28 protein-coding genes are annotated in these 25539 nt (G+C 68.2%); 11 read left to right on the top strand and 17 right to left on the bottom strand.

What is annotated here, in order from left to right:
- Positions 1 to 27: 27 nt before the first annotated feature.
- The gene (locus ACFXKN_RS15895) at positions 28 to 1230 is read right to left on the bottom strand and encodes an argininosuccinate synthase (protein ID WP_378955446.1); all 1203 of its coding nucleotides are present in this window, start codon (positions 1228 to 1230) and stop codon (positions 28 to 30) included.
- A 268-nt stretch (positions 1231 to 1498) separates the two neighbouring features.
- Between ACFXKN_RS15895 and ACFXKN_RS15890 the strand changes: the two genes are divergently transcribed.
- The 5 genes from ACFXKN_RS15890 (at position 1499) to ACFXKN_RS15870 (ending at position 3713) form a co-directional block, all read left to right on the top strand.
- Positions 1499 to 1639, top strand: coding sequence for a hypothetical protein (locus ACFXKN_RS15890; RefSeq protein ID WP_379433254.1), 141 nt, complete (start codon positions 1499 to 1501; stop codon positions 1637 to 1639).
- Positions 1640 to 1664: 25 nt separating this feature from the next.
- Entirely contained in the window at positions 1665 to 1796 is a 132-nt protein-coding gene (locus tag ACFXKN_RS15885) for a hypothetical protein (protein WP_378955464.1), read from the top strand.
- A 61-nt stretch (positions 1797 to 1857) separates the two neighbouring features.
- The gene (locus ACFXKN_RS15880; RefSeq protein ID WP_378917529.1) at positions 1858 to 2013 is read left to right on the top strand and encodes a hypothetical protein; all 156 of its coding nucleotides are present in this window, start codon (positions 1858 to 1860) and stop codon (positions 2011 to 2013) included.
- Positions 2014 to 2086: 73 nt separating this feature from the next.
- Complete coding sequence (locus ACFXKN_RS15875) at positions 2087 to 2887, top strand: aldose 1-epimerase (protein WP_379433253.1); 801 nt, start codon at positions 2087 to 2089, stop codon at positions 2885 to 2887.
- A gap of 88 nt (positions 2888 to 2975) precedes the next feature.
- Positions 2976 to 3713, top strand: coding sequence for a DUF4184 family protein (locus ACFXKN_RS15870; RefSeq protein WP_379433252.1), 738 nt, complete (start codon positions 2976 to 2978; stop codon positions 3711 to 3713).
- Positions 3714 to 3834: 121 nt separating this feature from the next.
- Here the strand turns inward: ACFXKN_RS15870 and ACFXKN_RS15865 are convergent, their stop codons facing one another.
- From ACFXKN_RS15865 to ACFXKN_RS15820, 10 genes are all read right to left on the bottom strand, one after another.
- On the bottom strand, positions 3835 to 4338 hold the full coding sequence (locus ACFXKN_RS15865; RefSeq protein ID WP_056824335.1) for an arginine repressor: 504 nt from the start codon (positions 4336 to 4338) through the stop codon (positions 3835 to 3837).
- A gap of 37 nt (positions 4339 to 4375) precedes the next feature.
- The gene (gene argF / locus ACFXKN_RS15860; RefSeq protein WP_378955515.1) at positions 4376 to 5308 is read right to left on the bottom strand and encodes an ornithine carbamoyltransferase; all 933 of its coding nucleotides are present in this window, start codon (positions 5306 to 5308) and stop codon (positions 4376 to 4378) included.
- Positions 5305 to 6507: an acetylornithine transaminase gene (locus ACFXKN_RS15855; RefSeq protein ID WP_379433251.1), complete on the bottom strand. Its 1203-nt coding sequence runs from the start codon at positions 6505 to 6507 to the stop codon at positions 5305 to 5307. The genes argF and ACFXKN_RS15855 overlap by 4 nt, the downstream gene beginning before the upstream one ends.
- Positions 6504 to 7418, bottom strand: a complete 915-nt coding sequence (argB, locus tag ACFXKN_RS15850) for an acetylglutamate kinase (protein ID WP_378917517.1) — start codon at positions 7416 to 7418, stop codon at positions 6504 to 6506. The genes ACFXKN_RS15855 and argB overlap by 4 nt, the downstream gene beginning before the upstream one ends.
- Entirely contained in the window at positions 7415 to 8641 is a 1227-nt protein-coding gene (gene argJ / locus ACFXKN_RS15845) for a bifunctional glutamate N-acetyltransferase/amino-acid acetyltransferase ArgJ (protein WP_379433250.1), read from the bottom strand. Before argJ ends, argB begins: the two co-directional genes overlap by 4 nt.
- Positions 8638 to 9696: an N-acetyl-gamma-glutamyl-phosphate reductase gene (argC, locus tag ACFXKN_RS15840; protein ID WP_378955580.1), complete on the bottom strand. Its 1059-nt coding sequence runs from the start codon at positions 9694 to 9696 to the stop codon at positions 8638 to 8640. The genes argJ and argC overlap by 4 nt, the downstream gene beginning before the upstream one ends.
- Before the next feature lie 27 nt (positions 9697 to 9723).
- Positions 9724 to 10947 carry a cation:proton antiporter gene (locus tag ACFXKN_RS15835; protein WP_378955592.1) on the bottom strand — a complete coding sequence of 408 codons (1224 nt, stop codon included), beginning with the start codon at positions 10945 to 10947 and terminating at the stop codon, positions 9724 to 9726.
- 55 nt (positions 10948 to 11002) lie between these two features.
- Positions 11003 to 11557: a hypothetical protein gene (locus ACFXKN_RS15830; RefSeq protein ID WP_378955600.1), complete on the bottom strand. Its 555-nt coding sequence runs from the start codon at positions 11555 to 11557 to the stop codon at positions 11003 to 11005.
- Positions 11554 to 12123, bottom strand: a complete 570-nt coding sequence (locus ACFXKN_RS15825) for a TetR/AcrR family transcriptional regulator (protein ID WP_378955610.1) — start codon at positions 12121 to 12123, stop codon at positions 11554 to 11556. Before ACFXKN_RS15825 ends, ACFXKN_RS15830 begins: the two co-directional genes overlap by 4 nt.
- Before the next feature lie 195 nt (positions 12124 to 12318).
- Entirely contained in the window at positions 12319 to 12810 is a 492-nt protein-coding gene (locus ACFXKN_RS15820) for a pyridoxamine 5'-phosphate oxidase family protein (RefSeq protein WP_378955623.1), read from the bottom strand.
- Between the two features lie 62 nt (positions 12811 to 12872).
- Between ACFXKN_RS15820 and ACFXKN_RS15815 the strand changes: the two genes are divergently transcribed.
- Positions 12873 to 13853 (top strand): helix-turn-helix transcriptional regulator, encoded by a 981-nt coding sequence (locus tag ACFXKN_RS15815; protein ID WP_379433249.1) that lies wholly within the window; start codon positions 12873 to 12875, stop codon positions 13851 to 13853.
- A 43-nt stretch (positions 13854 to 13896) separates the two neighbouring features.
- On the opposite strand, the gene ACFXKN_RS15810 is transcribed toward ACFXKN_RS15815, so the two are convergent.
- Positions 13897 to 14292, bottom strand: a complete 396-nt coding sequence (locus ACFXKN_RS15810) for a MerR family transcriptional regulator (protein ID WP_379433248.1) — start codon at positions 14290 to 14292, stop codon at positions 13897 to 13899.
- 47 nt (positions 14293 to 14339) lie between these two features.
- On the opposite strand from ACFXKN_RS15810, the gene ACFXKN_RS15805 reads away from it, so the two are divergent.
- Positions 14340 to 15326 carry an MBL fold metallo-hydrolase gene (locus ACFXKN_RS15805; protein WP_379433247.1) on the top strand — a complete coding sequence of 329 codons (987 nt, stop codon included), beginning with the start codon at positions 14340 to 14342 and terminating at the stop codon, positions 15324 to 15326.
- Positions 15327 to 15492: 166 nt separating this feature from the next.
- On the opposite strand, the gene ACFXKN_RS15800 is transcribed toward ACFXKN_RS15805, so the two are convergent.
- A complete protein-coding gene (locus ACFXKN_RS15800; RefSeq protein ID WP_379433246.1) occupies positions 15493 to 16590 on the bottom strand; it encodes an FAD-dependent oxidoreductase in 1098 nt (365 codons plus the stop codon).
- 101 nt (positions 16591 to 16691) lie between these two features.
- On the opposite strand from ACFXKN_RS15800, the gene ACFXKN_RS15795 reads away from it, so the two are divergent.
- From ACFXKN_RS15795 to ACFXKN_RS15780, 4 genes are all read left to right on the top strand, one after another.
- Complete coding sequence (locus ACFXKN_RS15795; protein WP_379433245.1) at positions 16692 to 17240, top strand: TetR/AcrR family transcriptional regulator; 549 nt, start codon at positions 16692 to 16694, stop codon at positions 17238 to 17240.
- Positions 17241 to 17333: 93 nt separating this feature from the next.
- A complete protein-coding gene (locus ACFXKN_RS15790) occupies positions 17334 to 18746 on the top strand; it encodes a serine hydrolase domain-containing protein (RefSeq protein WP_379433244.1) in 1413 nt (470 codons plus the stop codon).
- Complete coding sequence (locus tag ACFXKN_RS15785; protein WP_379433243.1) at positions 18743 to 19768, top strand: sensor histidine kinase; 1026 nt, start codon at positions 18743 to 18745, stop codon at positions 19766 to 19768. The genes ACFXKN_RS15790 and ACFXKN_RS15785 overlap by 4 nt, the downstream gene beginning before the upstream one ends.
- Positions 19765 to 20433: a response regulator gene (locus tag ACFXKN_RS15780; protein WP_379433242.1), complete on the top strand. Its 669-nt coding sequence runs from the start codon at positions 19765 to 19767 to the stop codon at positions 20431 to 20433. The genes ACFXKN_RS15785 and ACFXKN_RS15780 overlap by 4 nt, the downstream gene beginning before the upstream one ends.
- A 6-nt stretch (positions 20434 to 20439) precedes the next feature.
- Here the strand turns inward: ACFXKN_RS15780 and ACFXKN_RS15775 are convergent, their stop codons facing one another.
- The 4 genes from ACFXKN_RS15775 to ACFXKN_RS15760 are packed head-to-tail and all read right to left on the bottom strand — an operon-like array spanning position 20440 to position 25437.
- Positions 20440 to 21870, bottom strand: coding sequence for a GntP family permease (locus ACFXKN_RS15775; protein ID WP_379433241.1), 1431 nt, complete (start codon positions 21868 to 21870; stop codon positions 20440 to 20442).
- 10 nt (positions 21871 to 21880) lie between these two features.
- Positions 21881 to 22522, bottom strand: a complete 642-nt coding sequence (locus tag ACFXKN_RS15770) for a bifunctional 4-hydroxy-2-oxoglutarate aldolase/2-dehydro-3-deoxy-phosphogluconate aldolase (protein WP_379433240.1) — start codon at positions 22520 to 22522, stop codon at positions 21881 to 21883.
- A complete protein-coding gene (locus ACFXKN_RS15765; RefSeq protein WP_379433239.1) occupies positions 22519 to 24132 on the bottom strand; it encodes an amidohydrolase family protein in 1614 nt (537 codons plus the stop codon). The genes ACFXKN_RS15770 and ACFXKN_RS15765 overlap by 4 nt, the downstream gene beginning before the upstream one ends.
- 9 nt (positions 24133 to 24141) lie before the next feature.
- Entirely contained in the window at positions 24142 to 25437 is a 1296-nt protein-coding gene (locus ACFXKN_RS15760) for an amino acid deaminase (RefSeq protein WP_379433238.1), read from the bottom strand.
- Between the last annotated feature and the right edge of the window lie 102 nt (positions 25438 to 25539).

The raw sequence follows: 25539 nt of genomic DNA, 5'->3' as shown, positions 1-25539 counted from the left end.
GAGACTACGAGGGCGGTTCTCCCCGTATTATTTCTGATTCAGGTCGCGGCGGGCGGCGACCTTCGAGGACAGGCCGTGGATCTGGACGAAGCCCTTGGCCAGGGACTGGTCGAAGGTGTCGCCCTCGTCGTAGGTGGCCAGGTTGAAGTCGTAGAGCGACTGCTCGGAACGACGGCCGTTGACGACCGCGGACCCACCGTGCAGCACCATCCGGATCTCGCCGGTCACGGTCTGCTGGGTGTCGGAGATGAAGGCGTCGAGCGCGCGCTTGAGCGGGGAGAACCACAGGCCGTCGTAGGCCAGCTCGCCCCAGCGCTGCTCGACCTGGCGCTTGTAGCGGGCCAGTTCACGCTCGACGGTGACGGCTTCGAGAGCCTGGTGCGCGGTGATCAGCGCGATGGCGCCCGGTGCCTCGTAGATCTCGCGGCTCTTGATGCCGACGAGCCGGTCCTCGACCATGTCGAGACGGCCGACACCCTGACGACCCGCGCGCTGGTTCATCTCCTCGATGGCCTGCAGCACCGAGACCGGGCGGCCGTCGATGGCGACCGGCACACCCTTCTCGAAGGTGATGATGACCTCGTCGGGCGCCTCGAAATTCACCGTCGCGTCGGCGGTGTAGTCGTAGACGTCCTTGGTCGGCGCGTTCCACAGGTCCTCGAGGAACCCGGTCTCGACAGCGCGACCCCACACGTTCTGGTCGATGGAGAACGGCGACTTCTTGGTGACGTTGATCGGCAGGCTGTTCTGCTCGGCGAAGGCGATGGCCTTCTCGCGGGTCCAGGCGTAGTCGCGAACCGGGGCGATGACCTCGAGGTCGGGCGCGAGCGCGCCGATGCCGACCTCGAAGCGGACCTGGTCGTTGCCCTTGCCGGTGCAGCCGTGCGAGACGGTGGTGGCGTTGTGGAACTTCGCGGCCTCGACGAGGTGCTTGACGATCAGCGGACGGCTGATGGCCGAGACGAGCGGGTACTGGCCCATGTACATGGCGTTGGCCTGGATGGTGGGCAGGCAGTACTCGTCGGCGAACTCGTCGCGCGCGTCGACCACGATGGCCTCGACGGCGCCGCAGTCCAGTGCGCGCTGTCGGATCGCGCTCATGTCCTCGCCGCCCTGGCCCAGGTCGATGGCCACGGCCACCACCTCGGAACCGGTCTCCTTCGCGATCCAGCTGATGGCGACGGAGGTGTCAAGCCCACCGGAGTAGGCGAGTACGACGCGATCGGACATGTCTGTTGTGCTCCTCGAAGTCTGGTACGTAAAGGGCTGCCCTGAGCAGTATGGATGCTCCGGCCGCCGGTTCGGCTCACGCCGTTGCTACAAATGATTATGCATGATGATGCAATCTCATTCATAACTGGGGGGGTGCCGCATCGGTCCGCAACGCCGAAATGGCCGATTACCTGCGACGACACCGTCGCAACCCTTGGCGAGTACCCTCGGCTGTGAGACGCTGGTCACAGCAGATAGCTATGGGTCGGGACCGAGAGGAGCCATCATGCAGTCGCTACGTGATTTCGCCGAGGCCAACTACGACCTGATCGGAACGGTGGTCATCGGCCTCGGGAACATGAGTTTGACCGTGGCCAAGGTCGTCATCGAGCTGGGCACTCCCCTGCTCCAGGGATTCTTCGCCTGACCCACTTCGATCAGAGGAGCACACCGTGGACGACGCCCTGCAGTATCTCTCCGACAACTATGCCGCCATCGCCGGTCTCGGGCTGTACGTCTTGCAGACAACCTTCGAGATCACCGCCCCGTTGACGCTGCTGATCCTGAACTTCCTCAACTCCTGATCGCCGCGTGTGGCACGCTGGGAGAGCACTATTCGGCTCGCCACACGTGAGGACGAACAAGATGCTCCACTACATCGCGCAGGAATTCTCGACCCTCGGCAACGGTGTTCTCGATGTCGGCCGGGCCGTCGTCGAACTGGTCCAGAACATCATCGACATCGCCACGCCGAACAACCAGGGTGGCGGCGCGGGCGGCGGGCAGTACCCGTTCAACTGAGAGCCGCACCCTCGCCCCAGCTTTCGGTGCGAGTTGCCGCCGATAGCGGAGCCGCGCAGCTAGGGTGCGAATCATGACCGACGATGTGCGGCTCGATGCGGGCTCCGCGGGTCTCACGATCGCCCCGGGTGACGGCGGCGCGATCCACAGCCTCACCGTCGACGGCACCGAACTGCTCCGGCAAGACCCGGGAACAGGCTGTTTCGTCATGGCGCCGTGGGCTGGTCGGCTCGGCAACGGCGAACTGACCGTCGGCGACCAGGCGTATCGGATGCCGATCAACAATCCCCCGCACAGCATCCACGGCACCGCGCGCGACGGGGCGTGGGACGTAATCGCGACTTCGCCGACCGCGGCGACGATCAGTCACCGTCTCGATGACCCGTGGCCGTTCGCGGGCACCGTCACCCAGACGTTCACCCTCACCGACATCGGCCTCACCCTGGCGATGCGCATCGCCACCGACCACGAAGTCTTCCCCGCCCAGGGCGGCTGGCATCCGTGGTTCCTGCGCGAAGTCCCGCCCGCGACCGGGCCGGTGCGCCTCGATTTCGACCCGGCATGGCAGTACGAACGCGGCGACGACTACCTGCCCACCGGCCGCGAGATCGCGCCGACGCCACCACCATGGGACGACTGCTTCGCCATGCCCAACGGCGTTCTCGCCCGCCTCACCTGGCCCGGGTTCCTCGAGTTCACCATCACCAGCCCGGTACACGACGTCGTCATCTGGACGCTGCCGGAGCAATCACTGTCCGTAGAGGCCCAGTCCGGCCCACCCGACGGCCTCAACACCGAACCCCGGCTGGTCACGCCCGACTCACCCCTCGATATCCGCGTCGATTGGACCTGGCAGCGCCTGTCGCAGAGCTGACAGCTCGACCGGTCCGGCGCCAACGACCAGCGCCCCACCGCGTTCGAGGGCCGAGTAGCGCAGTACCGCAACCGATTACGGTGGCTGAGTGCCGATCACGTTCGCCCACCCGATTGCGGTGCTGCCCTTTGCCAGGCACCTTCCCCTTGCCGCCCTCGTCGCCGGGTCTGTCGCCCCGGATGTCGTCTACTACCTGCCGGTGTCGCTGTCCGGCTCCACGACCCACTCGGTCATCGGGATCCTGTGGTGGGACCTGCTGGTCGGTCTCGTGGTGCTGTCGGCATTCCGCTTCTCCGAAGGCCCTGCCGGTGCGCTGCTGCCCTTGTCGCTATCCGTCCCGGCTGGTTCCGGACGGGCGTGGCGCGGCGTGGCGCGGACCGTTACCGCCGTTCTCGTCGGCGCCGCGACACACGTACTCTGGGATTCCTTCACTCAGACAACGGGTTTCGCTGTCCAGCACTGGGATGTCTTGCGGACGACGGTCGTCGAGCCACACAAGACCTATAACGTCCTCGGTTACGTCTGCTCTCTCGCCGGAACGGCGGCTCTCGCCTATCTCTTGGTGCGCCGTACCCGCCGCACCGCCGCCGCTTCGATGCGGTGGCGGTGGGCCGTCATAGCCGTTCTCCTCGCGGCGGCCACGATCGGCGCGGGGCTCTCTGTCGACGATCCGGTCACTCGAGTCAGCACCTACGACCTGGTTCGCCACACGATCGTCGGTGCCGCCCAGGCGACTGCTTGCGCCTGGGTGATCTACGCCGTGCTGTGGCATATCGGTGCGAGTCGAGCACGGCCATCGGGGCGAGCGGATGCCGCGGAAGGGTAAAGGCGACGCCGCCTGCCGCCGCCCCACTCCTCACCGTCGTGGCCTCACCGGCCTGCGCGCCCAGCGCGGCACATAAGCCTGCATGGTTGAGCAACGGCACGGCAAGCCAACCGTGGTCGGCTCAGGCCAGGTCTTCGATTTTCGCGGCCAGTTCGGCGCCGGTGAGTGGCTCGCGGGCGATGACGGCGATGGTGTCGTCGCCGGCGATGGTGCCGACGATGTAGGGCAGGGCGGCGCGGTCGAGGGCGCTGGCCAGGAAGTGGGCGGCGCCGGGCGGGGTGCGCAGGACGGCGAGATTGCCGCTGGCGTCGGTGGAGACGAGCAGGTCACCGAGGAGCTTGGACAGGCGGCCGGTGCCACCGGTGACACCGCGGACGGGGCTGCCGTCCTCGGGGACGATGTAGACGCCCGCGCCGCCGTCGGCTGCCCGCAGCTTCACCGCGCCGAGTTCGTCGAGGTCACGCGACAGGGTGGCCTGGGTGGTTTCGATGCCCTCGGCCGACAGCAGGGCGGCGAGTTCGGTCTGGCTGCGGACCGAGTGGGAGGTCAGCAGTTCGATGATGCGCGACTGGCGGCCGGCGCGGGTGCGGGCGATCGCGGGCGAACCCTTCTCGGGTGCACTCATGATCGCACGGCCTCCACACCGGCCCCGGTTCGCGGTCTCACGCGGCGGCTTTCGCGAGCAGCCACACCAGCAGCGCCTTCTGCGCGTGCAGGCGGTTCTCGGCTTCGTCCCAGACCACGCTGTGTCCGCCGTCGAGCACCTCGTCGGTGATCTCCTCGCCACGGTGGGCCGGAAGACAGTGCAGCACAATCGCTTCCGGTTCGGCGTGAGCGAGCAGCTCGGTATTGAGCTGGAACGGGCGGAACGGACCGACGCGGTCGAGACCGTCGTTCTCCTGACCCATGGAGGTCCAGGTGTCGGTGACGAGCACATCGGCGCCGGTCGCGCCGACCACCGGGTCACCCGTGACCGACACAGTCGCACCGGTTTCCGCGGCCCGCTTGGCAGCGGCGTCCAGGATCCACGGCAGCGGCTCGAAGCCCGCGGGCGCGGCCACGGTCACATTCATTCCAGCGGTCACACCACCGAGCAGCAGCGAGTGCGCCATATTGTTGGCGCCGTCACCGAAGTAGGTGAGGTTGCGCCCGGCGAGCGAACCCTTGCGCTCGCTGATCGTCTGCAGATCGGCGAGCACCTGGCAGGGATGGAACTCGTTGGACAGCGCGTTCACCACGGGAACCGTTGCGGTGACCGCCATCTCGTCCAGGCGCGACTGTTCGAAGGTCCGCCACACGATGGCGTCGACGTAGCGCGAGAGCACGCTGCCGGTATCGCCGAGGGTTTCCTCACGACCCAGCTGGGTGTCGCGGCCGTCGACGACCACGGCGTGGCCGCCGAGCTGAGCGATGCCGAGCTCGAACGAGAAGCGGGTGCGGGTGGAGTTCTTCTCGAAGATCACCCCGACCCCGCGTGGGCCGTCCAGTGGCCGGTACGCGAAGGGGTCCTTCTTCAATTCGGCGGCGATGGCGAGGATTTCGGCCTGCTCGGCCTGGGTCACATCGTCGTCGCGCAAGAAATGACGCAGGGTCATGCGGTCGCTCCCTTAGCATCGGCGGCGGTCTTGTCGAGGATCTCGGGCAGGTCGGCGACGAAATTGTCGGCCTGGGTTTCGGTGAGCACCAGGGGTGGTGCCAACCGGATCACGTTGGGCTTGGCGGGGTTCAGCAGGTAGCCGGCCTCGCGCGCCCGTTCGTCGACATAGGCGGAGATGTCGTTTTTCAGCACGATGCCGATGAGCAGGCCCGCGCCACGCACGTGGTCGATTTCAGGGTGTTCGAGCAGGGCGATCCCATCGCTGAGTCGCTTGCCGATCCACTCCACATGGGTCAGCAGGTCCTCGGAGTCGATCGTCCGCAGTACCGCCAATGCCGCTGCGGCGCACACGGGATTGCCGCCGAAGGTGGTGCCGTGCAGGCCGGGCGTGAGCAGTTCGGCGGCCCGGCCCTGCGCCAGCACGGCGCCGATCGGCAGACCACCGCCGAGGCCCTTGGCCAGGGTGATCGCGTCGGGCACGATGCCCGCCGCCTGGTGCGCGAAAAACGTTCCGGTGCGGCCGATTCCGGTCTGCACCTCGTCGAGGATCAGCAATGCCCCGGCCCGCGAGGTGATCTCGCGCGCCCGAGCCAAGTAGTCGTGCGGCGGGACCACCACACCGCTCTCCCCCATCATCGGCTCGAGGAACACCGCGGCGGTGTCGGAATCGACGACGGCTTCGAGTGCGGCGGCGTCACCGTAGGGCACGTGCACGACACCGGGCGGCATCGGCTCGAACGGCGCCCGCTTGGCAGCCTGACCGGTCAGGGCGAGCGCGCCCATGGTGCGCCCGTGGAACGCTTCCTCGGCGGCGACGATCTTGGACCGCCCGGTGAGCCGCGCGATCTTGAACGCGGCTTCGTTGGCCTCGGTGCCGGAGTTGCAGAAGAACGCCTTGCCCTCGCCGTCGCCGAAGTGGGCCAGCAGCTTCTCGGCGAGCTCGATCACGGGCTCGCTGGCGTACAGGTTCGACACGTGGCCGAGGGTGCCGAGTTGCTGGGTGACCGCTTCCAGGATGGCGGGGTGGGCGTGGCCGAGGCTGTTGACCGCGATGCCACCGAGGAAGTCGATGTAGCGCTTGCCGTCGGCGTCGTAGAGCACCGCACCGGCGCCGCGCACCAGCGCGACCTTCGGGGTGCCGTAGTTGTCCATCATCGCGGCCGACCACCGCTGCTGCAGCATCTCTGTTTCGCTCATGATTGCGTTCCATCCGGCGACCCGGCGGGGGTCACCATGGTTCCGATTCCTTCTCCGGTGAACAGTTCCAGTAGTACCGAATGCGGCACGCGCCCGTCGATCACGTGGGCACTGGGGACCCCGCCGAGCACGGCGCGCAGACACGCTTCCATCTTCGGCACCATGCCCGCATCCAGGCGCGGCAGCAACTTCGCCAACGCGTCGGCGTCGATCCGGCTGGTCAGCGAGGAGCGGTCCGGCCAGTCGGTGTAGAGGCCCTCGACGTCGGTGAGCACGACGAGTTTCTCCGCGCCGATGCCCTCGGCCAGTGCGGCGGCGGCGGTGTCGGCGTTGATGTTGTGCACCACGCCGTCGGCGTCGGGGGCGATGGTGGAGACCACCGGGATGCGGCCCGCGTCGATCAGGTCGAGCACAGCGCCGGGGTTGACCTCGGTGACGTCGCCGACCAGGCCGATATCGGTGGCGACGCCCTCGACCGCGACGGTGCGCCGGGTGGCGGTGAACAGGTGCGCGTCCTCGCCGGAGATGCCGACCGCGTACGGCCCGTGCGCGTTGATCAGCCCGACGAGCTCACGGCCCACCTGACCGAACAGCACCATCCGCACCACGTCCATCACCTCGGGGGTGGTGACACGGAAGCCGCCGCGGAATTCACCTTCCATCCCGAGCCTCTTCAGCATGGCGTTGATCTGCGGGCCGCCGCCGTGCACCACCACGGGGTGCACGCCGACGGTGCGCAGGAACGCCATGTCGGCGGCGAAGGCCGACTTGAGTTCGTCGTCGATCATGGCGTTGCCGCCGTATTTCACGACGACGATCTTGTCGCGGAACTTCTGCAGCCACGGCAGCGCGTCGGCGAGCACGTGCGCCTTGTCCAGTGCCGAAAGGGTGTGCACCACACTGCTACTCATGAGCTGTACGCCGAGTTCTCTTCGACGTAGGCGTGCGAGAGGTCGGTGGTGCGCACCATCGCGGTGCCCTCGCCCACATTGAGCTCGATCAGTACGTCGACGTCTTCGCCGGACAGGTCGACCTCGCGGGCGCCGGGCGCGCCGACACTGTCGACACAGACCGGATTGCCGTTGAACGACACCGCGATCCGGTTCGGATCGAGGGTCACCGGCGCGATGCCGACCGCGGCGAGCACGCGGCCCCAGTTCGGATCGGAGCCGAACAGCGCGGTCTTGACCAGACTGTCGCGGGCGACAGCGCGAGCGGCGGTCAGTGCCTCGTCCTCGGAGGCCGCACCGGTAACGGTGACCTGGACCCGCTTGGTGACACCCTCGGCGTCGGCCATCAGCTGCGCGGCCAGGTCGTCACAGACGGTGAACACCGCGGCGTCGAGATCTTCCTGCGAGGGCGCGACGCCACTGGCGCCGTTGGCCATGAGCAGCACGGTGTCGTTGGTGGAGCACGAACCGTCGACATCGAGCCGGTCGAAGGTGTATTTCGTGGCCTTGCGCAGCGCGGAGTCGAGTTGGTCGGGCGTGGCGACGGCGTCGGTGGTGAGCACGACGAGCATGGTGGCCAGCGACGGCGCGAGCATGCCCGCGCCCTTGGCCATACCGCCGACGTTCCACTTGTCCTCGCTGTGGAACGCCGACTCCTTCGGGACGGTGTCGGTGGTCATGATGGCGTGGGCGGCATCGGAGCCACCCGACATGCCGCCGCCCATCTCGTGCACGATCTCGGTGATCGCCGGAATCAGCTTGTCCATCGGCAGGCGGTCACCGATGAGCCCGGTCGAGCAGACCGCGATCTCGCCCGCGCCCGTCTCGGTGCCCCAATTGCTCAGTGCCGCGGCGAGTTCCTCGGCGGTCTTGTGGGTGTCCTGGAAACCGCCGTGGCCCGTGCAGGCGTTAGCGCCGCCGGAGTTCAGGATCACCGCGCGCAGGTGACCGGTCTTCAGCACCTGCTGCGACCACAGCACCGGCGCGGCCTTGACCTGATTGCTGGTGAAGACACCGGCCGCCGAGTACTCGGGGCCCTCGTTGAGCACCAGCGCGAGGTCGGGCTTGCCGCTGACCTTGAGGCCGGCCGCGATGCCCGCCGCGCGGAAACCCAGCGGCGCGGTGACGCCCTGGGTGTGGATCAGTTTGCCGTGGTCCGGGGTCTGCGGATCAGGGGTCGTCACGGTGCCACTCCTACGGTGGAAAGTCCTGCGGTCTCGTCGAATCCGACGGCCAGATTCATCGATTGCACCGCGGCGCCCGCGGTGCCCTTGGTCAAGTTGTCGATCGCGCCGATCACTACGAGCAGACCCGCGTCGGCGTCGACGGTGACCTGCAGGGTGATGGCGTTGGAGCCGAGCACCGAACCGGTCTGCGGCAGTACGCCTTCGGGCAGCAGGTGCACGAAAGGTTCGTCGGCATACGCCTTTTCGTAGACGGCACGTGCCTGCGCGGCATCGACCTTCGTCGGGGCGGTGCAAGTGGCGAGGATGCCGCGCGGCATCGGCGCGAGCACCGGGGTGAACGACACCGAGACGTCGACGCCGCCTGCGGCTTTCAGGTTCTGCGCGATCTCGGGGGTGTGCCGGTGGGCTCCCGCGACACTGTAGGCCCGAACGCTGCCCATCACCTCGGAACCGAGCAGACCGACATCGAGCTTGCGTCCCGCACCCGAAGTACCGCTCACCGCAACCACATTCACCGCGGGCTCGATGATCCCGGCGGCGATCGCCGGGGCCAGCGCCACACTCGACACGGTCGGATAGCAGCCGGGAACGGCGATCCGCCGGGCGCCGGTGAGCTTCGCCCGCGCACCGGGCAGTTCGGGCAGACCGTAGGGCCAGCTGCCCGCGTGGGGGCTGCCGTAGTACTTCTCCCAGGCGGCGGCGTCGGTGAGCCGGTAGTCGGCGCCGCAGTCGATGATGACCGTCTCGTCGGACAGCGCTTGCGCGATCGCGCCGGACTGGCCGTGTGGGAGGCCGAGGAACACGATGTCGTGACCGGCCAGGATGTCGGGGGTGGTCTCGTCGAGGATCCGGTCGGCCAGCGGCAGCAGGTGCGGCTGTAGCGCGCCCAGCGCGGTACCCGCGTTGGAACCGGCGGTCAGCGCCCCGATCTCGAGGCGCCCCGCTCGGTATTCGGGATGCCCGAGCAGTAGTCGCAACACTTCGCCACCGGCGTATCCACTCGCACCGGCAACCGCCACCCGCAACACGGGTCCTCCCGACGAATCAACCATGTGATGATTATGCACGACTATGCAAGCTCATTCATGAGCGGGTGTGACCGACTTCGCCTCCGACGCCCCGATCAGGCGTGCTACCAGCGGAAACACCAGAACCGTCGTCGCGCCCGCCGCAACCAGGATCGAGGCGACATCGGCGGTCAACAGGCCGGTCTGGGTGGCGACCTGGGTCACCGCGACGATAATCGGCAGTCCGGTCGCGGCATAGAGGGCCAATTCGACGCGCTCGCGTCCGGTCGTCAGGTTGTCCCCGCGCGGCACGAACCGCTCGCTCAGCCAGACGGGCAAGCCGCGTGCGATCGCGATGGTGACCACGAACCACAGCCACAGCGCCGGATTCCGCCCGACCGCCGCGACATCGATACCCATCCCCGACACCACGAAGAACACCGGGATCAGCAGCCCGTACCCGATGGCCTCCAGCGACGAGTCCACATCCGGGTGCCCCGCCGCGATGAGGCGCCGCAGAATCATGCCCGCGGCGAACGCGCCGAGCACCACATCCAGATCGAAGACCTCGGCGACCACCATCAGCACCAAGAGCAGCAGCACCACCCCGCGCACCGGCAGTTGCGAGGTACCGCCGCCCAGCTTGGCCATCGCGGCGCCGAGATCAGGGGTGCGGTCGAGCATCCGCAGCGGCACGAATCCGACGACCACGGCCGCCGCCACGAACATCAACACGACCACCACCGCACTGCCCGCATCTCTACTGGTGAGCAGCACCGACATCGCCACGATCGGCCCCAGCTCACCCACCGCGCCGTGCGTCATCACCGCCCGGCCCAGCGGTGAGTCGACGATTCCCGCCTGCTTCAGAATCGGCACCAGGGTGCCCAGCGCCGTGGAGGTCAGCGCGATGGCGACCGCGACGCGCGTGCCGCTCGACGTGTCCGTCGCCACCAGGACAATCGCGACAGCGAACACCAGACACACGATCCACACGACCCACGCCGTCCGCCCCGATCGGCCACCCAGCAATCGCGGATCGAGCTCGTAGCCCGCCAGCAGGAACAGCATCCCCAGTCCCAGCTCGCTGACCAGGTCGACACCGCCCGCGCTGCTCGCCCACCCGAGCACATGCGGCCCGACCACCGCGCCGGCCACCAGCAGGATCACCACATCCGGCAGGTACCCGCGCACCAGTCTCGACAGCAGCGGCGCGACCACCGCGATGAGTGCGATCCAGAACAGCGAGACGATCGGCGAGGGATCGCCGACACCAGCGGACGCGAGCAGATCCATGCGGCTCATCGTGGCACAGCGGCACGTCCGATCTCCGAAACCGCGCGGCCGATCGTCACCCCACTATCGGCAGCCGGTCGTCGGCGGTGCCCGGTTCCGGCAGCAGGTGGGCGAGCAGGAGTTTGATCAGCAGGACGGGTCCGAACCAGAGCAGGAACGTGGGAACCGTGAGCACGGCAGTGGTGATCGTGGTACCGAAGACAGTGGCGGCGAAGGCAACCGGTGTGCGGAGGTCGTGCGGCACCGCGGTCACCACGACGGCGGCCACGACGACGAGCCCATAGATCGCGGCCGCCGTCCACCAGCCGAACCCGGGCACCACCAGTGCGAGCAGGAACGGCTGGCCGTGGATCGCCACGAACGCGAGGTGGTGGCGGGCGTCGCGGCCGGGCCGATGGAACCAGCGCTTCGCCGATGCCGTCGCGTTCACGACCGCGCCGCCGAACAGGTCGAAGCCGACGAGCGCGACCACGGCGATCACCAGCGCGGACCCGCCCGTGTGCCCGGCGAGCAGACCGGCTGTCGCGCCACCGGCCACCGCCGCCGAATAGCACAGGGTGGCTTCACTTCTCGTCGCGTTCGGGGCGATCAGCCGGTCGGTGATCGTCATCGCCGCAGACCGTCCACGCACACGGCCACGAGGGGTTCGGCCAGGTCGGCGAACCGGACCTGATCGTCGGCGAGCCACTGCACCAAGCACCCTTCGATCGCGCCGACGATCACCGCCGCGTGCCCCTCCCCGATCCCCGCCCGCAACTGCCCCTCGGCGCCCGCCTCGCGCAGCAACTCGGCGATCGCCGCGCGGTAGTCCGCGTACACGGCGGCCATATCGATCGGCGTGCGGGCGGCCCACACATCCAGCAGCACGCGCGCGTGGTCGGGATGAGCCGCCAGCATCGTGACCGTCGCCCGGATCAGCTCGGCCAGCCGATCCAGCGCCGACCCGGTCGCGGGAATCGCGAGCTGCTCCTGCGCGCGAGCGCGGTACTGGTCGAACGCCGCGGTCAGCAGCTCCTCCCTACTGCTGACCGCGAGGTAGACACTGCCTTTCGCGACACCGGCCTCGGCCGCGACATCCTCGATCCGGGACGAGGCGAACCCCTTGCGCGCGAACACCCGAACGGCCGCATCCAGGATTTCGGTGCGCCGGGCATGCACATCCACTCTCTTCGGCATGTTCCGATTATGACTGACCAGACAGTCATAATCAACACGCCGTCGACTGAGGGCCGCCGCCGAACAGCGCTCTCGGCGTCCCGAGGGTTTCGTGGAGACCGGATTCACCGGTCGATGTCAGGCGGACGGCGCGACCGGCGCCGGAACGGGCGATCCAGCCGAGACCGTTCGCGCGGGCATGCGCGGCGAGATTACTCAGTGCTTGCGGACGATCGTTTCGCCTGCGCCGGGTTTCCAGACGGTGATGTCGAGGTGGTCGTCGCTGGTCTCGACGGTGGATGCCCCGGTGAGATCGGCGACGTAGAAGTGGTCGAACTTCTCGCCGCGGATGTCGAAACCGCTGTCGTCGAACAGCTTTTGGGCGAAGCGGGCATGGACCGCCTCGTCGTGCAGATCGGCGACGGTGCCGAAGAGTTTCGCATCGCCGTCGGAGACCATGGTGTCGACGGTGGCGGTGTGCAGGCAGAAGCGCGGGTCGCGGGCGAGGTCGTCGAATTTTCGGGTGTTCGGCATGCCGGCCAGCACGAGCATGCCTTCGAAGATCATCGGTTCGATCGGGCTGATGCGAGGCGATCCGTCGGCGCGCAGAGTGCCGAGCATGCACAGGTTGCCGGTGGCCTGGCGCCGGCGCAGGAACAGCGCGGCGATGGTGGGTGCTTCTTCGGTGAATTGGCTCCACGTGGTCATATCTCGTACGGTACGACGCAACCTTGACATCCTGTGTCAGGTTTTGCGGCTAGTCTCGGGATATGCGAGCGAGCAGGCTGGTGCAGCTGCTGCTCCTGTTGCAAGCGGGCGGCGGCGCGACCGCGAGCCAGCTGGCCCGGGAGCTGGAGGTGTCGGTGCGCACGGTGTACCGGGACGTGGAGGCGCTGTCGGCGGCGGGCGTTCCGGTGTACAGCGAGCCGGGACGCGGCGGCGGTGTGCGGTTGATCGACGGCTACCGCACCCGGCTCACCGGCCTCACTTCCGACGAAGCCGACGCTGTCCTCCTCGCCGGCCTCCCCGGTGCCGCTGCAGACCTGGGCCTCGGCACCGTCCTGGCCACCGCCCAGCTGAAAATGCTCGCCGCCCTCCCGCCGGAACTCCGCGGCCGGGCCACCCGAATCGCCGAACGCGTCCACATCGACATGCCCGGCTGGTTCCAGCGTCCCGACGAAACCCCCACCCTCGCCACGGTTGCCGACGCCCTCTGGCACGACCACCGCCTCGCGATCACCTACCGCCGCCGCGACCGCACGGTCGAACGGACACTCGACCCGCTCGGCCTGGTCATGAAGGCAGGCACCTGGTACCTGATCGCCCGCGACCGATCCGATATCCGCTCCTACCGGGCGAGCCGGATCGCCACCGCCGAGCCCACCGGCGAATCCTTCAGCCGCCCGGCCACTTTCGACCTCGCCGACCACTGGCAATCCGCGGCCGAGGAGTTCGCGCGATCAATGCTGCGAGTCAGCGCACGCTGCCGGATCGCCACCGACCGGCTGAGCCTGCTGCGCCTCATGAACGACCCGGCGGCAGTGCGCGAGGCCCTCGCATCCGTGGGAACCCCCGACGCCGACGGCTGGACCGACATCACGATTCCCGCCGAGTCCTACGAAGTCCTGGCCCACGCCCTACTCCCCCTCGGCGAACACATCGAAGTCCTCGCCCCATCCGAACTCCGCGCGGCCATGACCGCCACCGCCGCAGCCATGCTCGCGCGCTACCACCGATCGACGGGCATATAGGCAACGCCCTAGTGCATCGACGCCGACACAACGTCCGCCTCATTCATCGAGCCGGACGACTGAACTCGACGCAGTCCGGGCATTCGTCCACGAGCGGGTGGGTGCAGCGCAGAACGTGGGCGAGGAAGTCGATGGTTCGGGTGAGATCGTCGACGCGAGCTTGCAGTTGCGCTTGTTTGTCGGCGAACAGTGCCACCCGGCGGGTGCGGGACCTGGTCGCGAACAGATCTTTGATCTCGGCCAGGGACAGCCCGGCACGTTGGCAGAGCTGGACGAGACGGGCTCGGACGATCAGTTCGCCGTCGTAGATTCGTTGACCGCCGGACGCGCGGGGTGGAACGAGTACGCCCGCGTCCTCCCAGTGACGCAGGACGTGAGTGGCGACGCCCAGTTCGGCGGCGGCGTCACCGATGCGACGCGACTCTGCGGTATCCGACACCTTCGCCCCTTTACTTCAGGTCGACCTGAAGTATTAGCTTAGTTCGCATGGGACACAACGGTAATCGGACACAGATGATCGACTCGGTCGCGGCACCGGACTTGTGGCGGTGTTGCCGATCGGTGGGGTCGGCGGTGACGGGTGCCGTGCGGCCACGACGACCCGACCGCCGGTTCCTCGCCTCGCTGCCCGACAACGGCCTGCCCCGCGGCACGGCGACAGTCGAGCTGACAGTTCTGGCGCAGAATGCCAGGAGTGTGCCGACGGCGGCCGTCGTCGAAGGCCTGTTCACCCCGCGGCGGATCGAGTCCGCGATGACGGCCTTCGTCGTCCGGCATCCCGAGGCGACTTTTCTCGTCGACCCCGGCATCTGCGTCGATGTCAACGGCCAGGCGGTGGTCGAACTCCCCCAGGTTCTGCGGCTCGCGGTGACGCCGCCGAAGGACGTCCTCGACATCCGAGAGTCCCTGCACCGCAGTGGTATCGAGGCACACGCCATCGACTTCGCCCTACCGACACACCTGCACTGGGACCATATCGCCGGCCTCCTCGATCTACCCGGGCTGCCACTGCGGCTCCACCGACCCGAACACAGCTGGGCGATGGCGGGTCCGGTGGCGCCGGTCGGCGGAGTGCGGCGAGCCGTTCGTGAACGACCGCTCGACTGCTACGAGCTCGACGGTCCGCCCGTTCTCGCCTTCGCCCGCAGCCACGACCTGTTCGGCGACGGCGCGGTCATGCTCGTCGACCTGTCCGGTCACACCCCCGGCAGCATCGGCTTGCTCTTACGCACCGAACGCGGACCGGTGCTGCTCGCGGGAGACGCGATCTGGCACAACCTCCAGGCCGAGGAACTGCGGCAGAAGTCGGGCTATCCGGGCATGCTGGCCGACGATAACCGCACCGAGACCTGGCGAACCGTCCACCGCCTGCATGCGATCCGCGGCGCCGTCCGCATCATTCCCAGTCACGACCATCGGGCGGCGTGCGCATGGAACGAGGACGCGCACTCGCACCGGCCGAGCGAGATCTGACCAGCTCGTGCCGACGCTCACCGCCGCTCTGATCCTGTCTGCCTGCACGACGAGCGGGCGGGTGCGGGCACCCCGCATAGCGGCCAACAGCACCGCCGTGACGACGAACCAGACGACCGCCGGGTCGGGCTTCAAGGCTGTCGGCGGAGCGGCCGCTGAGCGCGTCTCAGCAGGTCCAGTCGAGAACCTCTGCCATCGAACGGAGCTGGGTCGATGCGGGCGTGAGGCGTAATGCCGTGTTGCGCAGGGCAACCAGGGGCCGCGCGGACAGTTGGGCGATGGTGCCGATCCGGGCGGAGCGTCCGGCGATCAGCTGGGTGCGCGGGCGGCGTTCGCGGTCATAGCGAGCGAGGCCGTCGGGCTCGCCTGCCAGCTGGGCAAGGACCACCGCGTCCTCGAGGGCTTGGCAGCCGCCCTGGCCGAGGTTCGGCGTCATCGCGTGGGCGGCGTCGCCGAGCAGGGCGACACGGCCCGCGGTGAAGGTGGGCAGGGCAGGTAGTTCGTAGGTATCGTTGTGTAGCACCGTGTTCGGGTCCACGGCGGCGAGTAACGCGGGGATCGGGTGGTGCCAGTTCTCGAAGAGATCGCGGACTTCGGCCAGGCTGCCGGTGGTGTTTTCGGGGGCGTTGTAGACGGCAAAGCAGTAGACGCGACCGTCCGCGAGCGGGGCAATGCCGAAACGCGCCCCGCGACCCCAGGTTTCGCCGAATTCGGTGAGCGGCTCCTCGGCGTCGACCACGGCGCGCCAGACGGTGTAGCCGGCGTAGCGCGGTGCGACTTCGCCGCAGACCGCACGTCGGACGACACTGTGAATCCCGTCGGCACCGACGACCAGATCGGCGGATGAGGTGCCCGCCGAGTGGACCACCGTCCCGTCGGCGAGCACCTCGCGCACAGTGACGCCGGTGCGCACGATGCCGTCATCGAGCGCCGCGCGCAGAATGTCCAACAGCCGGGCCCGGTGGATCACGACCGGAGCTCCGAACCGCGCGCGCAACGTCGCCACATCGGTGCGCGAGAGCCATCGCCCACGGTCGTCTCGAATTCCGGCCGACACTTCCGCCATTCCCTGCGCACGGACCGTCTCGCCGACGCCGAGAGCGTCCAGTGCGCGTAACGCGTTGGACCACAGGGAAATCCCGGATCCCACCTCCGCGACCTCCGGCGCTCGTTCCAGCACCTGAACAGACCAACCCCTCGCGGACAGCGCGAGCGCCGCGGCCAGGCCGCCGATTCCGCCACCGACGACGATTGCTGTAGACATCGCGCACTCCCTCGTTTTCAGGTACCACCGTGACCGTACTACTGCTGTAGTGCCAGACACTATGAATGTAGTGCGGCTCACTACGGGCGTAGTATCGGCGCGTGGTTACCAAACGCGAGCAGGTCCTCGATGCCGCTATCGAGGTACTGGGCACCGGCGGGTCGCGTGCGCTGACTCACCGCGCGGTGGACCGGACCGCCGACCTGCCGCCGGGTTCGACATCCAACTACTTCCGTACTCGCGAAGCGCTGCTCTGTGGTGTCGCGGAGCGCCTCGAGCACCGCGATCACGCCGACTGGGAGACGCTGAACCGCACTCTGGGCCCCGCCACGGTGGAGCACCTCATCGACGGCCTCGCCCTGTTCGTCACTCACGCGACAACCACCGACCGCATCCGCACGCAGGCACGCCTAGCCCTGTTCGGCGAGTCGCAGACGATGCCCACTCTCGCCGAATCAGTGCATCGAGGACACCAGCGGCTGCGTGCCTGGGCCGTCGAGATGGCCGCGGCTGTCGGCCTGGCCGCGACCGATACCGGCATCCTCGTCGACTATCTGGACGGCGCCGTCGTACACCGGCTGACCGGCGCGGAGGCGGGCAAGGACCCGCGCGAAGCGCTCGCCCGGCTGACGCGCGCGCTACTGGCCTGATCGATCTCGCCCGGCATTTCCCGACTTTCGTCTAGGCAGGTCGTGGCCGTTCGTCGGATCCGGTTCCGGCGCACCGCTTCTAGCGTTTCAGCTATGCATCGTGTACTGATCACGGCCGCCATCCTTGTCGGCCTAGTCGCCGCGTCGAGTGCGGCCGCCGCGCCTGCCTCGGCCGAGTTCTCTCCTGCTGCCATCGACGCCTATCTAGCGGACGCGATGGATTCGACCGGGCTGCCGGGGGTGTCGCTGGTGGTCACCCATGGCGACAGTGTTGTGTATGCCACCGGGGCGGGGCGGGATTCGCGCGGGGAGGCGATGACGGCGGATTCGCCGATGCGGATCGCTTCGCTGAGCAAGTCGATCACGGCGACCGCGGTGATGATGCTGGTCGACGACGGGCGGCTCACGCTGGATGCGCCGGTGGTCGCGCAGTTGCCCGAGTTTCGGATGGCCGATCCTCGAGCGGAGCGGATTACCGTGCGGCACTTGCTGAATCAGACCTCGGGACTGTCGGATCGGACGGTGGACATCGGTGCCACCGACGAGGCGCGGTCACTGACCGACTACGTCGCCACCTTGCGCACCGGCACGCTGGGCGCCGAGCCGGGGAGCCGGTGGGCCTACTGCAATGTCAACTACGACATCGCGGCACGACTGGTGGAAGTGGCCAGCGGTCGCAGCTTCGGCGACTTTCTGCGGGAGCGGGTCTTCGGACCGCTGGGTATGACCGCCAGCGGCACCGATGCCGACCTGTCGGCACCGCCTGGCTTCAATTCACTGTTCGGGCAGTGGATTTCGCGGCCCGACCTCCTCGGATTCGAAGGCGGCGGAGCAGGTTCGGTCATCACGACGGCAGCGGACATGGGCCGATGGCTGATCAGTAACACCGGTAACGGCCCGCAGCTCGTCACCGCGCAGAGCCTGACGACCATGCACACCCCGGCCCTGCATCGATACGGAATGGGTTGGGGCACCGAGGAAGAAGGAGATCTGCTCGTTCATTCCGGAAACCTGTTCACCTACAACGCCGCGCAGGGGATCGACCCCGACACCGGATACGGCTTCGCGGTGATGACCAACAGCGCCGGACTCGCCGATGACACCTACCCGATCATGCTCGGGCTCGCCGCGATGAGCCGCGGCGAGACACCGGAAACGCCCGGCGGCACCCGAGGGTGGACCGAGGTCGCGCTCGCGGTGACCGCGATGGCGGCACTCGGACTCGGCGTACTCGGTGCTATCCGGGCGCGACGGTGGGCGCGCGCCAGGCTCGGGAAATCGAGTTGGTGGACCGGCGCGCGCCTGTTGCCCGCGCTGATTCCCGTCCTGCTGTTCGCCGGTTTCCCCGCGGTCATCTCGATCATCATGGGCGGGCGAACGGTCACCTGGGCGCAACTGACCTACTACGCGCCGCTCCCGATCGCGGTCGGCATCGCAGGCGCGGCCGGGCTGGTCACCATGGTGGCTCGGCTGCATCAGCTGCGATCGGTAGGGTCGGGAGAATGAGGAACGGGGCCGCACTGGTGCTGCTCGCGGGAGCAACCCAGATCAACGGGCTGTTCCTCGACGATCTTCCGCTGTGGCGGCAGGTGCTGTATCTCGTGCTCGCCGTACCCGCCTATCTGCACGGACGGCGGCTGCCGTTCCCGCACGAATGGACGGTGCTCGCCGTGCTGGCGGCGCCGGGGGTGGTGCTCACGCTGGTCGACTTCTCGGTCGGCAGCGGCGTGCTCGCATCGTTCGTTCTCGCCTGCGCGCTGCCCTGGTCGGCGGGCCGGTTCCGGCGTCAGCAGGCCGAACTGCTGACGGCGAGCGCCGAGCGCGTCACCTCTCTGGAACAGGAGCAGCGGCTGATCACCGAGCGCGCCGAACTGCGCGAACGCACCCGGATCGCCGCGGACATCCACGACAGCCTCGGCCACGATCTGGCGCTGATCGCCTTGCGAGCCGGTGCGCTGGAACTGGCCGGTGACCTGTCCGAGCGGAACCGGCAGGCGGCGGCCGAACTGCGGGCATCCGCGGCGACAGCCACCGATCGGCTCCGCAACACGATCGGGGTGCTACGTCGGGCGGGCCCGACCGATCCGCACATCGAGCACGTCACCACGGTGGTCGACAATGCCCGCAGCGCCGGAATGACCGTCACCACACAGGGTTTCGACGGAGATCCGATGCCGCCGCTCGTCGAGCGGACCGTGTCCTACATAGTGCGTGAGTCACTGACGAACGCAGCGCGCCATGCCCCCGGCGCCGAAGTCGTGATTCGCGTGCGGCGCACCCCGACACTGGTCGAGGTGACGATCGACAACCAACGCAGTGCGTCGATCGGCGCCATGCCATCCCCCGCACCCGGCACGGGCCACAACCACCTGTCGGACAGTCCACCGGATGCGGCGACCGGGGTCGGTCTCGCAGGCCTGCGGGACCGAGTCCACTTGCTGGACGGCACATTTCACGCCGACGCCGAGAACGACCGATTCGTCGTCCGGGCTCAGATCCCGCTCGACCGGAACAGGGGAAGCCGATGACGATCCGGGTGCTGCTCGCCGACGACGAACCGTTGATCCGCGCCGGAGTCAAGGCCATCCTGGCGACGGACTCGGAGATCGATGTGATCGCCGAGGCGGGCGATGGGCGCGAAGCGGTCGAGTTGGCTCGACACCACCGGCCCGACATCGCGCTCCTCGATATCCGCATGCCCCGGCTGGACGGCCTCGGTGCCGCCGCCGAGCTACGCGCCACCCTGCCCGCGACATCGGTGGTCCTGCTGACCACCTTCGACGAGGACGACTACGTCGATGCCGCCATGACGCACGGCGTCGACGGTTTCCTGCTCAAGGCCGCCGACCCCCGTGAACTCCTCATCGGTGTTCGGGCCGTGGCGGGCGGCGCGGCCTACCTGTCCCCGCGAATCGCACAGAAGGTCATCGCGCGGTCCGGCAACGCCGCACCCGTTGTCACGGCGGCGCGCCGTCGCATCGAAGCGCTGACCGGCCGCGAACGGGACGTACTCGCACTGGTCGGGCGTGGACTGTCGAACGCTGACATCGGCCGCAGTCTGTTCCTCGCCGAGGCGACGGTGAAATTCCACGTCAGCGCGATCCTGCGGCGACTCGGCGTGGACAACCGCGTGCAGGCCGCGATCCTGGCATACGAAGCCGGGCTGACCCGTGGGGACAGCCCGGCTTCCTGACAGGTGTCAGACGATCGAGAACAGCAGGGCGGCGACCGCGAAACTCACCACGGACAGAATGGTTTCCAGGACCGTCCAGGTTTGGAGGGTCTGCTTGACGGTCATGTTGAAGTACTTCGCAATGATCCAGAAGCCGCCGTCGTTGACGTGGCTGAGAATGATCGAGCCCGCCGCGATCGCCATGGCGATCAACGCGATCGACATCTGCGAGTAGCCCTGCTCGGCGACCAGCGGTGCGACGATGCCACCGGTGGTGACGATCGCGACCGTCGCCGAACCCTGCGCGATGCGCAGTCCGCAGCTGATCAGGTAGGCGAGCACGATGATCGGCAGACCTGCCGCCGACATCGTGTCGGCCAGCGCCGCGCCGATACCGGTGGCCGAGATGACCTTGCCGAAGAAGGCGCCCGCGCCGACCACCAGCAGCACCATGCCGACCGGCTTGAGCGATTCGGCGGTGATCGTGCTCAGTTCCTGCACCGTCGAGCCGCGCCGGATTCCGAGTAGATAGAACGCGACGAGCACGGTGATCAGCAGCGCGACGGCGGGGGTACCGAAGAAGGTGAGCACCTGCAGCAGCGCCGAATCCTTGTCCAGGAGTTGGTAACCGAAGGTGGCACCGAGGATCAGCACCAGCGGGATCGCGATGATCGCACCGATCAGCGCGACCGAAGGCGGCGCCTTCGTGACGACGGCGGTGCCGCCGGACCCCGCCGAGCCTTCGGCCTCGTCCGGCTCCAGTGGCACGAACTCCTCGGGCACCGACACCTGAACGCGCTTGCCGATGTAGGAACCCCAGACGATGCCCGCGGCGATGAAACCCGGAATACCGCAGACGAATCCCATCAGGATCAACCAACCCAGGCTCACCCCGAGCAGCCCACCGAGGGCGACGGGACCGGGGTGCGGCGGCAGGAACGCGTGCGTCATCGACAGCCCGGCCAGCATCGGCATCGCGTAGAGCACCAGCGAACGCCCACCACGCTTGGCGGCGACATAGATCAGTGGCGCGAGCACGAAGATGCCGATGTCGAAGAACACCGGGATGCCGAAGATCAGGCCGAGCAGGCCCATCGCGATGGGAGCGCCCTTCTCGCCGAACACCTTCAGCAGCTTGTCGGTGAGAACGTCGGCGCCACCGGATCTTTCGAGGATGGCGCCGAGCACGGTACCGAGGCCGATGATCACCGCGATGTGGCCGAGGATGCCACCGAAGCCTGTTTCCAGTAGTGACTCACCGGCTTTGAGCGGTGTACCGACGATCTGGGAGATCGGCAGCCCGGCGGCCAGCGCCAGCAGGAGTCCGGTCAACAGCAGCGCGACGAACGGCTCCAGTTTGACCTTGATGATGGCGATGAGTAGTACTGCGATCGCGAGACCGCACAGCACCAGCAACCCGGGGGTGGTGGTGCGCAACCAGTCGACGGTGGCGCCCATGGAAAACCTCTCAATCAAGCGAATGAACGAAATGCGCGGCTTTGGAGCCGATGTGCGCCCAGCGCGCGGCCTCGACGTCGGACGGGGCGACCACTTCGGTGCCCGCGGTGACGGCGATCGCGCCCGCTCGGAGGAAGTCGCGGGCGTTGTGGGAATTGACCCCGCCCGAGGGGATCAGGAACATGTGCGGGAACGGCCCGAGCAGATCTTTGACGTACTGCGGACCCAGCGCGCGGGCCGGGAAGATCTTCACCGCCGCCGCCCCCATCTCCGCCGCGGCGAGGACCTCCGACGGTGTGAACGCACCCATGATGACCGGGATCGTGTGTGCGACAGCCACTTCCGCGACCTCGGGGCGCAATGCGGGTGTCACCAGGAACCGGGCACCGACCTCGATGGCGGCCTCGGCCTGCTCGCGGGTGGTCACCGTGCCGACCCCGATCACGGCGCCGGTGGCCGCGGTGGCCTTGCTGATCGCGTCGAGCACACCGAGGGTGGTGAAGGTCAGTTCGACCGCCCGCAGCCCGGCACCCGCGAGCGCTCCGGCGAGCGCGGCCGGGTCGGGGATGTCGGGGGCGCGAACCACCGTGAGGGCACGGTCCGCGCGGATCACTTCCATGGCTTCCGACGACGAGCTGAGCAACGGGTTCATCGGGTCCGCTCCTTCGTGGTGTCAAGGCGCAGGGCACGACCGGCGCGTACTCCGGTCGCGGTGGCGTTCTCCACCGCGAATTCGCCGTTGACCAGCACGTGCTGGATACCGCGAGCCTGCTGTTTAGGGTGTTCGAACGTTGCCGTGTCGTGGATCGTCGCCGGATCGAAGACGACGAGGTCGGCGGCGTAACCGACTCGGATCAGGCCGCGTTCGGCCAGGCGGAGCCGGGCGGCGGGGCGGCCGGTGAGGTGGTGCACGCAGTCCTCGAGGCCGAGCACACCCAGTTCCCGGACGTAGCGCGAGAGGTAGCGCGGAAAGGTGCCCCAGGCGCGCGGGTGTGGTCGGGCGCCGACGAGCAGACCGTCGCTACCGCCCATGTGGCCGGGGTCGACCATGATCGCGCGCACGTTCTCCTCGTGACCGACGTGCTGCAGGATCGTGGTGGCGAGTTGGTCGCGGCGCAGCAGATCGAAGAACACTGCCACCGGGGCGATGCCACGCTCGGCCGCGATCTCGGCGAGCGTGCGGCCCACCACGTCCGACAATGCGTCGTCGCCGACGCCGCTGATCTGGATGGTCTCCCATTCGACCGTCACGCCGTGGCAGCCGTCGGAGCCGTTGACGTCGACATCGTCGGTGATCCGCGCGCGCTCGGCCGGATCGTCGAGGCGGGCCAGTGCGGCGTCGGGCCCGCCGGACATCGCCCAGCTGGGCAGCAACGCGGACAGCGTGGTCGAGCCGGGCAGATAGGGATAGGTGTCGAGGGTGATGTCGCACCCGTCGGCGCGGCCCTGCGCGAGCATCGCGAGGAATTCCGGTGCGCGGCCGCGGTTCACGCCGAAGTTCATGGTGGCGTGGGTCAGGTGCAGCGCGCAGCCGGTGGCCTTCGCCAGGCCGATCATCTCCGCGTAGGCCTCGAGTGCGCCCGCACCGTAGGAGCGGGTGTGCGGTGCGTAGAAGCCGCCGTAGGACGCGACCACCGCGCACAACGCGGCGAGTTCGCCGGTGTCGGCATACATTCCGGGTGTGTAGGTGAGCCCGCTGGACATCCCGACCGCGCCCTGTTCGAAGCCCTCGGCCAGCAGCGCGCACATCCGGTCGATCTCGGCGGCGGTGGCCACCCGCTGTTCACTGCCGACGACGAGCATGCGCAGCGTGCCCTGCGGAACGAGGTATGCGGCGTTGGGCGTGATCCCCTGGTCGAGGCGGTCCAGGTATTGCGCGACGGTGCGCCAGTCGAAGTCGAAGTCGCCCGGGTTGCCGTTCCAGCCGGCGATCTGCTTGCGCACCACCGCGAGCACCGCGTCGTCGATCGGCGCGTAGGACAGCCCGTCCTGGCCGATCACCTCGGTGGTGACGCCCTGGGTGATCTTCGGGAAGTGGTCGGGATGGGTGAGCAGAGACAGATCGGAATGCGCGTGCATGTCGATGAATCCGGGCGCGATGACCGAACCCGGTTGTACCGGAACGACTCTCGCGTCGGATTCGATGGTGCCGGGTGGCGCGATCTCGGCGATATGGCCGTCGCGGACCGCAACGTCGCCGCGGGTGCGTGGGGCACCGGTGCCGTCGACGATGTCGATGTCACGAAAGAGCAAGTGCGTCATGGTTATCCGTCAGAAGTAGGTGCGAATCAGGTCGACCACGCGCGGGTCGGTCGCGTCGACGCTGTCGATCACCGGGATGTGGCGCCACTTGTCGAACGCGGTGCAGGGGTGCGAGAGACCGAGCCGCACGACGGAGCCGACCGGTAGATCGGCCGCATCGGCACCGGGCAACCGCAGAAAGGTGTGCTGATCGTTGAGCGCGGTGACCACCGCGTTCGATGGGAGGGTGCCGCCGATCACGTGCTGGGCCACCGGCAGTCCTTCGTCGAAGGGGAAATCGCGTTTGCCGCCGTCGAGCAGGGCCAGTTCCGGTTCGGGCCGCGAGACCACCCGGGCCCAGCCGTGCATGGCCGAACGAAGGCCGGGTTGCTTCGCGGGCGCGGCCAGCGGAGAGATTCCCGCGTAGAAGCCGTCGTCGTGGACGAGGTAGGCGCCGCTGCGCAGGACCACGGTGGTCGGCACGCCGCGCGCGCCCTCGGGATCGGCCAGCCCGGCGAGTTCGTCGACCACGAGTTCGGGGTAGGCGCTACCACCCGCGGTGACGACCGCCGGACCCGAATAGGCTCCCGCCGCACCGAGTTCGGTGTGCAGAGCGGCCAGTTCGCCGAGATAGCCGCGTACCGCCGCGACACCATCGATGCTGCGATCGTGAGCCAGCGCGCCCTCGTAGCCCGCGACACCGGCCAGGCTCAGACGCTCGCTCGCACCTATGGCGGCGGCGACCGCGCGTGCTTCGGTTCGGGTGCGGGCGCCGGTCCGGCCGTGCGGTCCACCCAGTTCGACCAGCACCCGCACACGCGGACCCGCGGCGGCGTCGCACAGGATCTTGTCCATCAGTTCGACGGTGGCGACGCCGTCTGCCCAGCAGTAGATCTCGAAGTCGGCGTCGTGCGCCGATTCCGCTGCGGCCCAGGCCAATCCGACCGGGTCGACCAGGGTATTGGCGAGCATGATCCGGCCGAGCCCGAACGAGCGCGCGAGCTGCGCCTGCCACGCGGTGGCCAGGGTGATCCCCCACGACCCGGCCACGAGCTGCTCGCGCCACAGCCGCGGCGCCATCGTCGTCTTGCCGTGGGGGGCGAGCGCGACGCCCGCCGTGGCGGTCCACTCGGCCATGAGGTCGCGGTTCGCGTCGAGCCTGCCGCGGTCGAGCGTGAGCAACGGCGTCTGCCACTGATCCAGACGCGGTGCGCCGGCGAGGTATTCGCGCACGGTGCTCCCCCACGCCGCAGGCGGCGCGCTCTTGTCACGGGGTCCGAGCAACTCGTCGGCGAGGGCGTCCACGACGTCGTTGTCGATGATCACAGCATCCCTTTCTCTTCGACCGAACCCGGGGTGGCGGCTCGATCGGTTATATCGGATAAACATTGCATATGTTGCAACGGTGGTTGCGCTTAATGTTTCTGC

Origin of the sequence: Nocardia sp. NPDC059195 (genome assembly GCF_042754695.1) — a bacterium.
In the GTDB taxonomy this organism is placed as follows: domain Bacteria; phylum Actinomycetota; class Actinomycetes; order Mycobacteriales; family Mycobacteriaceae; genus Nocardia.
Note: the sequence above shows the minus strand (reverse complement) of the source record. Positions and strands in the feature narration are given on the sequence as shown.